7 protein-coding genes and 1 pseudogene are annotated in these 11,310 nt (G+C 38.2%); all 8 read left to right on the forward strand.

The window, feature by feature from the left end:
* Window positions 1-365: 365 nt before the first annotated feature.
* Entirely contained in the window at window positions 366-653 is a 288-nt protein-coding gene (locus M1F91_RS09035; protein WP_247913446.1) for a WXG100 family type VII secretion target, read from the forward strand.
* A gap of 69 nt (window positions 654-722) precedes the next feature.
* On the forward strand, window positions 723-3,752 hold the full coding sequence (gene esaA, locus M1F91_RS09040; RefSeq protein WP_247913447.1) for a type VII secretion protein EsaA: 3,030 nt from the start codon (window positions 723-725) through the stop codon (window positions 3,750-3,752).
* Window positions 3,753-3,763: 11 nt separating this feature from the next.
* Window positions 3,764-4,228, forward strand: a complete 465-nt coding sequence (essA, locus tag M1F91_RS09045) for a type VII secretion protein EssA (protein WP_247913448.1) — start codon at window positions 3,764-3,766, stop codon at window positions 4,226-4,228.
* A 63-nt stretch (window positions 4,229-4,291) separates the two neighbouring features.
* A complete protein-coding gene (locus M1F91_RS09050) occupies window positions 4,292-4,531 on the forward strand; it encodes an EsaB/YukD family protein (RefSeq protein ID WP_247913449.1) in 240 nt (79 codons plus the stop codon).
* A complete protein-coding gene (essB, locus tag M1F91_RS09055; protein WP_247913450.1) occupies window positions 4,532-5,803 on the forward strand; it encodes a type VII secretion protein EssB in 1,272 nt (423 codons plus the stop codon). It abuts the gene before it with no gap.
* A gap of 20 nt (window positions 5,804-5,823) precedes the next feature.
* Complete coding sequence (gene essC, locus M1F91_RS09060) at window positions 5,824-10,233, forward strand: type VII secretion protein EssC (RefSeq protein ID WP_247913451.1); 4,410 nt, start codon at window positions 5,824-5,826, stop codon at window positions 10,231-10,233.
* A 63-nt stretch (window positions 10,234-10,296) separates the two neighbouring features.
* The gene (locus M1F91_RS09065; RefSeq protein ID WP_247913452.1) at window positions 10,297-10,977 is read left to right on the forward strand and encodes a hypothetical protein; all 681 of its coding nucleotides are present in this window, start codon (window positions 10,297-10,299) and stop codon (window positions 10,975-10,977) included.
* 32 nt (window positions 10,978-11,009) lie between these two features.
* Window positions 11,010-11,310 (forward strand): annotated as a pseudogene (locus M1F91_RS09070) (hypothetical protein); the annotation flags it as partial.

The following is an 11,310-nucleotide window of genomic DNA, read 5'->3' on the forward strand; positions in this document are numbered from 1 at the left end:
ATGTCAGTCATGTGATTGATGATTGCTTTGGGGATGATTAATTAGTAAGATATACTAAAAAGTGTTCACTTCTATAATACTTGATTATCTATTTGGATTAGTTTCGGGTTGATTCTATCGAGATCAAGACTAACCACTTCTGTAGCAATGTCCATCGTTATAGGAATAGATTTTTTAATAATAGAACAGAGTGTTCTGCTAAGGGATAAATTATTCTATTATTATATAGAAAACTACTTATCTTTCAAAGAAGAGTTGCTAGCAGATTTTTTCTATTTTTAATAGTATAAAAATAAGTTTAATACTTGTAACCGTTGACATTTATTGATATAATGAAACTATAAACTAATTTAAAGGAGTTTCACATGGCTTTAATTCAATTAACAACAGAAGAACTACGTACTTCTGCTCAAAAATACACTAATGGTGCTGAGGAAGTAAGACAAGTGCTTCATACATTGTCTAGCGAACAGGAAACAATTAGAGAAAACTGGAAAGGCTCTGCTTTTGAGAGTTTTGATCAACAATTTACAGAATTGTCTCCAAAAATTGAAGAGTTTGCTGCTTTGCTTGATGCAATTAATGCACAGTTGAATAAAGTTGCTGAGATTGTTGAGCAAAACGACCAAGATCTTGCAGCACAAATTCATTAATTTGTTATAAGTGGCTTTAGGAGGGCGAGAGCCTTCCTATTTTTGTTATGGAGATGATTAAAAGAAAAAATGGGAAAGAATAAGATTTTTAAATATGTAGGAAGTAGTCTGTTAGCACTATTATTGCTCGCTTCGATGATTTTTTTGAATCTGTCTGTTCAAAAAAATACTACTATTAGCAATGAAAGCAATCAAAAAGCAAACCAACAGACTAAATTAAATGTGGCTATCGTAAATGAAGATAAGCCCGTATATATGGATACGAAAGAGTATAATCTAGGTGCGAGTTATGTAAAAAACATTGAGCGGGATAATTCGCAAAATTGGTTCGTTGTACCTCGAGGAACAGCAGATGCTGGATTAGAAAGTGGGAAATACCAACTAGTTTTAACGATTCCTAGTGACTTTTCTGAGAAAGTATTGGATATCAATAAGATTAATGTAGACAAGACCATTATCAATTATAAGATCAATGCACAAGGAAATTTGCAGGTTGAGAATGATGCCAATAAACTAGCAAAAGATATTGTAGCAGATCTGAATAGCCAACTAGTAGATATGTATATGGCTAGCATTTTGAGTAATCTTTATACTGCACAAAAAAATGTCCAAGCTAGCTCACAGATACAAGCGACCAATATCGGAAGTTATCGTACCAATTTATATGGGACAGCTATCAACTCGAAAAATCTTTTTCCAACCCTTTATAGCATGTCTAGTTCTTCAGTAGAATCAAACAATGCTTTAAAGACAGGTTTGGAAAGCTATACGCAAATTTTTGACCGCTATGATACCTCACAGATTGCTTATGGTAATAAAATTGCTGATTTGCTTAAAGCGAGGGTTTCCGAGAAGGAAAATCATGCCGATGTTATCACTCGGCTCATTTCTCAGAGTCGGGAAGACGTTCAGGAACAAGTTAAAGCTTATAAGAAATTAATTGACGCTCAAGGTAGTCTGACTTCTAATATAGATGGAACAACAGCCTCTTCTGATGGTACGTCATCAGAAGTTGGACCTTCCTATAAAACAGTAGCAGAAAACATCAGCAAAGAGATTACTGCACTTCAAACTAATTTGACTGAAGAACGAACGAAGTTTGAAAATCATAAGAAGGATATTAATAACTTTATCGATGAAAAATTAGTTGCTTATTACGGAACAACTGAAAAGGGCAACATCACTCTTGCACAATTTCTAGACAAAGCTAAGAATAAGGATCTAGATAATGCTGAAAAAACCATTGAAGGATTGTTGGGAACTGCAATATCTGAATTACCAGCAGAAGATTTTAGTGGAAAAGTATTTAATGGTTTTGGAATTTCACCTGTAACTATACCTTCCCTAGACTATAGCAAATTAAAAAGTTTGGGCACTCCTAGTGAGGGGACAACTTTAACTGATTTGAAAAATCTGGAAAGTCAAGCCATTACAAGTACAACTCCTGTAGGTACAACTGGTACAAAAGCTAAAGTTACATGGAAATCCGAAACGGGAGTGACGGTTGCATCAGTTACCTATGATGGCACTCCGGTAATGCTTGGTCAAGAAATTGATTTGAAGACTGGTGGGACCTTTAAAGTAGTATACAGTGTAACTGAAACATCTTCAGCTGCAACTCCAGATCCGACTCCAACTCCAGCTCCAGCTCCAACATCTGCACCAAAATCAATCGATATTTCATTAAATGATGTTCAAGCAGTTAGCGCTCCGGTGGATGTGGCAAATGTTCAAAAAGCTGCGGTTTCTTACGGACAAAAGGTTCAGAAAATAGAGTCTACTTATCAAAAAGTGGATTCACTATTAAAAGCATATAATGCTATTAAAGATTTGCGAAACAGTAATGTTTCTACAGCTTTAACAAATATTTGGTACGAAGCGATTACTTCAAATCTGAAGAAATATGAAGATAGTCTATCTACTCCTGCCAGTGCTACAGATACGGATGGTGCTAAGGACAAAGTGGATAAGGCCTTAACAAAATTGACTAAGTTGAAACCTGTATTAGAGAAAAATGTGCAAGATGTTTTGGATACAAACAAGGAATTGGATACCAAAATCAATGACCAAATTGAGCAGTACAAACAGTTAGAAAAGAAGCTAGAAGATTTGGAAAAGGCTCAAGCAGGCGGAAATACTGCTTTTGAGACCACTAATACGCAATTGACAACTCTAAATACTGATTTTGCAGCTCTTTTAACAGAAACAGCAGGTGTGAAGACTTCTTCTCAAAGCAATGTGAAGGCGGCTGAATCAGTGAATGAGACTTTGAGTAATTTTAATCGTGAATTATCAAATGCGCAAACTAGCACTGAAAAACTTTCGCAGGATGCTGATTCGTTGATGACCCAATTTAACGAGGAATTAACAGCCAATGGCAACTTTGTTGAATCTTTCTTGAAAGTTTTAAATAATGCTTATGAAAATGGAGTGCCAAATGAAGTCTTGCTCAATTTCCTATCAAATCCAGTTGCGCAAAATTCATCTTCTGTAAAAGCAACAGTTAATGTATATCGTCCGTTCACGTGGATTCTACTTTTGGAAATTGTGAGTCTATTTACAGCTTATCTCTTTGCGACTCAAAATATTATTCGTAAGGTTAAAGATAAATTTAAGTTGGATAAACTACATGATACAGATCTTGTGACTGTAACGATCTTATCTGCGCTAAGTCTTGTTGTTGGACTAGTCGTTGGTATCGTTTCAAATATTCAGCTACAAGTTGGTCGTGAGTACCAACCATCATGGGTTTTATTAATTGTTTTAGCTGGATTTGTGCTGATTCAAGGACAATATTTCTTACTGAAACATTTTCGTGTCATTGGTATGGGACTTGCCTTCTTTATGATGATTAGCTTTGTGTACCTATCAAATGCTATCGGTACAACAGCTAGTCTAACAGGCTTCCCAGCATTTATCAAAAACCTTAATGTTTTATCAATATTAGAAGGCTTGCTCTCAGGATATTTTGATGGACATCCAGCCACAATTATAGTTTTTGTCGCAACGATTTTTGTGATAGCAATTCTAATTGTTATGAACGTTTTTATCAAAGCAGGAAGTTTGTGGTTTCAAGTAAATCAAACTGAGAAAGTATAGAAATTAAGAATATGAAAAAAATATTTCTTTTGCTTCTTACCTTGGTAGCGTCTGCAGTAGTTTCAACAGCTACTGCAGATGATATAAAGGATAATAGTCTGCAGCTTGATGATTCTCGACTTGAGAAGAAAGAAGGACTGAAGTTTGGTATTCAGTCCGAACAAGTCAAAGACCTTTTTAATGAAGCGACCCAAAAGAAGTTGCAGGAAATGCAACATTATCAAGAAGAACAGTTGATCACAGAAAGGGGACAACTGTTTTCTGCTATACAGGGACCAGTAAAAAACAATTTGCAAGAACAATTATTTCAACCAAATTCCGGCAAATTATCTAAATTTCAAACAAATTTAGATAAGGGTACTGGAGGAGAATTGAATAATTTTATGCCAGAGATGTTCTATGTAGGAGTCGTTCTATTGCTGATGGGTGTCACTGGTTTGATGAGTTACCGAGTGATGGCAGATAATTTGGATTGATGTTTTAACAGTTCGTCCAAGAAACATAGAAAAAGGATAAATCAGACAGGAGATACAAAAGTAATGGAGCAACATATCAATATTACCCTGCGCTTGAAAGATAGGGATGTGGATGTTCGAATTCCCCGAAAGATTGAAGTACGTCGTCTAATCCGAGAAATTGATACGATTTTTAATCCAGGAATAAAGCGAAAAAAATACCAATTAAGAATAGTCAATAAAGGTTTGTTGATTGATGAAGGAAAACATCTGTCTGATTATCCAATGACGACAGGAGATTTAGTAGAAATTGAGGAAATATAGGTGACTGAAGAAAAATTTGTATTTGGTGGACAACCATTTATCTATGAAAAAAATGAAACTACCTGGGAATTAAAACTCAAACGTTCAGATGTAGCTAGTCAAGATCTACGAGAGCTTTTGCTGTTGGATTTACACCATCCATTGTTCTTGGAGCAATCCATGGTATCTGATGAGGACAGTGTGACTTTTTCTTACCAAGTAGAGCCTTATGGATTAAGTTATGATGAAGTGAAGAATCGCACAATTTCAGAGAGGATTCGTTTAGCTCTAAACGTTTTTAGTCTAGAGGGAGCTTTAGAGTTACCGGTAACCTTTCTTTTGCATCCAATGAATCTGTTTATTACCAAAGATGCACAAGCTAAAATTGCTTATCGTGGAATTCCAGATTTGATGGTTCCTCAGGCTATATCTCCAGAAGATTTTCTACGTCAAGCCAAGTGTTTTACAGTAACTTTATTTACCGATTTGGACTTTATGGATCTCTACAACGGTTCTCTGGAACTAGAAACTTTACCAGATTTCCTAAATGATTTGTGCCAAGCTAATGATATTGCATCTGCAGTTTCAATTCTTGAAAAATATTATGTCGAGAAATATACGAAAGAACAGGCTGATTTGGTATTGGTTCCAAGTAGAAAACATCGTGTTTTTAAGTTGGCTACAATCTGGTTGTCAGCTAGCGTAGTTTTGTTGGCCATTCCACTTATTTATTTGATTTTTGTGCAAAATCCATTCAAAGAAAAGATGCTACAGGCTGATACTGCCTTTATAAAAGTGGATTATAGTGGGGTTATTACGGAACTGGAGGGTGTTACTCCGTCTAATTTACCAAATACTCAAAAGTATGAACTGGCATACTCTTATATTCAGGGATTGGAATTTTCTGATGACCAAAAGAAAGTTATTTTGAATAATGTGACTCTCAAGTCAGATGAACTTTATTTGACTTACTGGATCCAAATTGGGCGCAACCGTTTTGAAGAAGCTCTCGATATTGCTAAACGGATTAATGATAGTGACTTGATTCTCTATGCGTTGACTCAAGAAATCAAGCAAGTTCGAGAAGATGATAAGCTATCAGGAAAAGATCGTGAAAGTAAGTTGAATGCATTGGAGAGTGAGTACAAGAAATACTGGGATAGTCGAAGTCAGTTATTGACAAATGATTCTAGTGCTAACAAGTCCACTACTACAAATCAACAAGATAAGACTTCTGAAAGTAAGCCTTCTTCGGAAAAGAAATCTAGTCCTAGCACTTCCTCTAACAATTAAAGGAGACCAAGAGAGAAATTATGAAAAAACAAATCATTTTCTACAGCCAAGGTCTACGTTATGAAGTAGAATTAGGTGCGGATAAAACTGTCTTGATTGGTGCAACTGAAAAGGCTCAAGTGTACCTTTCACAACAGGAAATGCCAATTCAACTTAAAGTTGACGGTGACGAGGTGTTTTATCAGTATGGTGACGAAGTAGGCCTGCTGAAAAACGCTCTAGGCTTGGGTGAAGTTGTCTTTTATCTCCGAGAAGGAGAAACAAAAATTTATGATCTTTTGGATCTGTCAGAAATTCAGATAGGTTCTCATAAGGGTGCTCTTATCAGTCTAGATGCAGAGATTGAGCTATTATTGCAGAAAACTCAAAATCAATGGATTTTGACTCGAATGCAAGGGGAGTTCTATAGAAATAATCATTTGGAGCAAAACGAGCAACAACTAATTAGTTTTGGGGATGAGCTGAGCTTAGGATCGGTGACAATTAAACTCTATCCAGATGAGATTTGGATTCAAGGACCGGCTCAAGTTGGGAAACAATTGACATTGAGAGAGCCATCTCGTTATGCCTTTTATGAAGAGTATCCTGATTATCATCGTTCTCCAAGAATCATCTATCGTGGTAGTGAAGATAAAATATTGATAAACCCTCCAGGTCAGGAACCAGTTAAACCTAGTGATGAACTATTGAAATTGATCATTCCACCTCTTATGATGATTGGGGTAACAATCCTGATTACGTTGATTCAACCTCGAGGAATTTATATTCTTGCGACAGTAGGAATGTCAATCACCACAATGATTTTCTCTATCCGAGGCTTTTTCAAAAATCGGAAAAAGTACAAGGCTGATAAAAAAGAGAGAATTGATCTCTATCACCTTTATCTAAAGGACAAGGCCATGGAATTGACTCGTCTGGAGCGGGAACAAAAAGAAGGGATGAACTACCATTTTCCAACTGTTTTGGAGTTGACTGACCTCGTTGAGAGTTATAATCACAGGATTTATGAAAAGACCCCCTTGCACTTTGACTTCCTTTATTATCGTCTAGGATTAGGAAAACTCCCAACTAGCTATGAGTTAAATTATGGGCAACGAGAACGAAGTGGGAAGAAAGATGCTTTAGAGGAAGAGGGATACGCCCTCTATAGTCGACATAAAAAAATCCCGGATATGCCGATTCCAGCCAATCTAAGCCATGGGCCGGTGGGGTATATTGGTCCAAGAAATCTAGTTTTAGAACAACTTCAGTTGTTAGTCATGCAGATAGCTACTTTCCATTCTTATCATGATGTGCAATTTATTACCATCTTGCCTGAAGAGGAAAAAGAACAGTGGTCTTGGATGCGTTGGCTTCCACATGCCAAACTTCAAGAGCTCAATGTGCGAGGATTTGTATACAATCAACGGACACGTGACCAGGTTCTCAATAGTTTGAACCAAATCTTGAAACTACGTCGTAGTCAAAAGGAAGAAACATCACATAAAGAAAGTACACTTTTCCACCCTCATTACGTAGTTTTAGTGACAGATGAAAAGCTAATATTGGACCATGTCATTATGGAATTCTTTACAGAAGATCCAACAGATTTGGGTTGTTCTCTCGTTTTTGTAGAGGATGTGATGAGTTCCTTGTCTGAAAATATTCAGACAGTGATCAACATCAAGGACCGCAATACAGGACAACTTGTCATGGAAGAAGGAGTTTTGAAAGAAACAGACTTCCACTTGGATCATTTTCCAGTCGATTATGACAAGGAGCGTATTGCTCGAACCTTAGCACCTCTCAATCACCTTCAAAATCTCAAAAGTTCGATTCCGGATTCAGTTACTTTCATGGAGATGTATGGAGCAGAAACATTTGAAGACTTACAGGTATCTAGCCGCTGGGAAAAGAACGCGCCTTACAAGAGTTTGGCTGTTCCGATTGGTTTACGAGGTCAAGGCGATCTGGTTCAACTCAATCTTCATGAAAAAGCTCATGGGCCTCATGGTTTGATTGCAGGGACGACTGGTTCAGGGAAGTCAGAGACCATCCAATCTTATATCCTGTCTCTAGCTGTCAATTTCCATCCTCATGATGTAGCTTTCTTGCTGATTGACTATAAGGGTGGTGGGATGGCCAATCTCTTTAAAAACCTACCCCATCTCTTGGGAACTATCACTAACTTAGATGGTGCCCAATCCATGCGTGCTCTAGCTTCAATCAATGCAGAGATCCATCGTCGTGAACGACTCTTTAGGGAATTTGAAGTAAATCATATCAATCAATATCAGAAGAAATTTAAAAATGGAGAAGCGAAAGAACCTCTCCCACATCTCTTTCTCATCTCGGATGAATTTGCGGAGCTCAAGGCCAACCAGCCAGACTTTATCAAGGAGTTGGTATCTATCGCTCGGGTCGGACGTTCTCTAGGGGTCCACTTGATCCTAGCAACTCAAAAGCCATCAGGAGTAGTAGATGATCAGATCTGGTCCAACTCACGCTTTAAGATTGCCCTCAAAGTGGCGGACCGCTCTGACTCGAATGAAATGCTTCATACGCCGGATGCAGCTGAAATTACACAGACTGGACGCGCCTATCTGCAGGTCGGAAATAACGAAGTCTATGAACTCTTCCAGTCAGCATGGTCAGGAGCAGATTACCAGCCAGAAAAGGATGATATGGGGATTGAAGACCATACCATCTACCTGATCAATGAATTGGGACAATATGAAATCCTAAACGAAGACTTATCGGGCTTAGAGGATGCGGATGAAATCAAGGAAGTTCCGACAGAGTTAGATGCGATTGTGCACAACATTCAACTCATGTGTGAAGAGCAGCAGATTCCTCCAGTACCGCAGCCATGGTTGCCACCGCTCAAGGAACGCATTACGCTTGAGGAGTTAGAAGAAGTGCAACCGACAGTAGCCTGGGAACAAGAGAAACCACTCTCCGTTCTCCTTGGAATGGCAGATATTCCACAGGCACAGAAACAGGAAGCTGTCTCTATCAATCTCGCCAAGGACGGACATGTCCTTCTCTATGGAAGTCCGGGTACTGGAAAGACAACCTTCCTTCAGTCTGCAGGAATGGACTTGGCTCGTAAGTTCAGTCCGAAGGACCTGACTATGTACTTGATGGACTTTGGAACCAATGGTTTGGCTCCACTATCTAAACTTCCGCAGGTGGCTGATACCATGCTTTTGGACCAAACGGAGAAAATCTCTAAATTTGTACGAATCATGGAGAAAGAACTTAATCGTCGGAAGAAACTTCTCTCTGACTATGGCGTTGGGACATTGGAACTCTACCGTCAGGCCAGTGGTCAGAAAGAACCAGCTATTGTCATTCTTTTAGATAGCTATGAAGCTATCAAAGAAGAGACCTATGAGGCAGAACTCTTCAAACTCCTAGTGAGAATTTCTCGTGAAGGTCTCAGCATCGGTGTGCACCTCTTGATGACAGCGGGTCGCCAGACCAACCTACGAGCTCAACTCTACACCAACTTCAAGCACCAGTTGAGTCTACCACAGAATGAAGCGAGTGAAGTGCGTGTGATTGTGGGAGCTACACCACTCGCCATGACCATGGAAGATATCAAGGGACGTGCCCTCATCAAGCGTGAGGAAGTCGATGTCATTCAGTTGGCACTTCCAGTTTCTGGAGCCAACGACACCCAAGTCCTCAACAACCTCCGCCAAACAGTCGCTTCCCTCCAAGAAGCTTGGACAGGACAACGCCCAAGTGCCATCCCTATGGTGCCAGAGGAGTTGACGGAGAAAGAATTCTATAGCCGAGCCAGCGTGCAGACTGCCTATGAACATGGACTCGTGCCATTAGGACTTGACTTGGAGACAGTTGAGCCCGTTACTTGGAACCTAGCTAAAGGAAATCTTCTCTACCTAACAGATAAAGAAGAGCAGATGACAGCTTTGGTGAAACACATTGCCAAAGGGAAACAGAAAGTCATCGTCTTGGCACCGAAATTTTCTAAACTCGATCTTGAGAGATTTGGGGAAGAAGTCATTTATGAGGATGAGGTACAAAACATCGAAAATAGGCTAGAGCTTCTTGAATCGGAAATTCATAAGCGAAATCAAGAGGGATTAAAGGAACATGTAGTTACCATTGTTCTTTATAATATCACGGAAATAATTGGGAATTTAACACCTGTGGCGCAAAAGAGACTAGAGTTTATCTTTAAACAAGGTTTACTAGCAGGCTATGCTTCACTTGTTATTACGAACCAAAGTATTTCTCGTAATATTGAGGCTCCGTTGCGCTTAGCCAAAGGTTTCAAACAAGCTTTGATTAGCATGAGGCTCAATGACCAAACTATTGTACCCGTCGCAAAGAAACCTCTAAGAGAGACTATGTTAGAAAATCAAGTTCATTATTTTGTTTGTGAGAGTACATACATTAAGATTAAGGCATTGATGCGCTAAAGGCTTGATTAAAGATGCAATCACAAATCAATAGTGGATATTATAATCACGGAGTAAAGAAAGATGAAAAAAATAAAAATAATTTTATGGTTACTGATAGGAGGAATCATGCTTATGACAGCAGCATCATTGAATGGATGTAGTTTGGGTGGTGAAACCATTCCCAAAAACAGAACAAAAAAACAGTACGAATTTGAAAAAACCTTTGAACCTATATTTAAATTTTTAGAGCAAGATAAGAAGGATTTTACCGGACTAAAGATATACATTAGTAGAGTCTATATAAAAACTGAAGATGAAGTAAAAAAATACGCAGTAGACTTAGATATTAATCAAGCTGACATTAAAGGTGATTACACAATAACACTTGGGGAAGATAAAGAAACTGTTCCGGTTACATATTCTAATGGTAAGTTAAATTATGAGTCTGAGATAAATCCTTTATTTGATGAGGAAATCCTTAATTTGGTAGTACAAAGAGATTATTTCGCTTCCTTGAATATAAAAGAAACCTTTAAGAGTGCAGAAACAGAGCTTCGTGATATTATATATGAACCAGAAAATCATTCTGACCTCTATAAATATCTTAAAAATAAGTACGATATGCCAGAGGATACAACCTGTCGAATAATATTAGATTACTCTAGTGGAACAATCTATGGAATTTCAATACTAATGGAATCTAAGGATGAGGCTGTTCAAATAGATTTAACTATATTTAAACAACGGGAGGATAATCAATGAATGAAATTGAAAAAAGTAATCGTCGAGTTGAAATGTCAGCCGTTTTATCTGATGCTGTATATAAATACGAGATAGCCTATACTGCGGGTGGTAATGATCCGATAGAGATGGCTGTAGGGGTTTTGCGTGATGCAGGTATAGATAAGGATAGTTATGAAATCGTAGACAAAATGTATGATCCAGATTCGGGTGTTGCTGCGATTGCTGTTTACGATAAACTGACAAAGGAGACCTATATCTCATACGCTGGGACTAATATGGATGCTGACGGGCATAAAGATCCTATTGTAGACCTTGCCATTGCCTTAAATGACACCTTGTACTTAAAAGAAA

Origin of the sequence: Streptococcus sp. oral taxon 431, from assembly GCF_023110115.1 — a bacterium.
In the GTDB taxonomy this organism is placed as follows: domain Bacteria; phylum Bacillota; class Bacilli; order Lactobacillales; family Streptococcaceae; genus Streptococcus.

What these genes read in the sequence shown, in the direction of transcription:
- M1F91_RS09035 (WP_247913446.1), top strand. Translation starts at nt 366, where the DNA reads ATGGCTTTAATTCAATTAACAACAGAAGAACTACGTACTTCTGCTCAA.
- essA (WP_247913448.1), top strand. Translation starts at nt 3,764, where the DNA reads ATGAAAAAAATATTTCTTTTGCTTCTTACCTTGGTAGCGTCTGCAGTA.
- M1F91_RS09065 (WP_247913452.1), top strand. Translation starts at nt 10,297, where the DNA reads ATGAAAAAAATAAAAATAATTTTATGGTTACTGATAGGAGGAATCATG.
- esaA (WP_247913447.1), top strand. Translation starts at nt 723, where the DNA reads ATGGGAAAGAATAAGATTTTTAAATATGTAGGAAGTAGTCTGTTAGCA.
- essC (WP_247913451.1), top strand. Translation starts at nt 5,824, where the DNA reads ATGAAAAAACAAATCATTTTCTACAGCCAAGGTCTACGTTATGAAGTA.
- M1F91_RS09050 (WP_247913449.1), top strand. Translation starts at nt 4,292, where the DNA reads ATGGAGCAACATATCAATATTACCCTGCGCTTGAAAGATAGGGATGTG.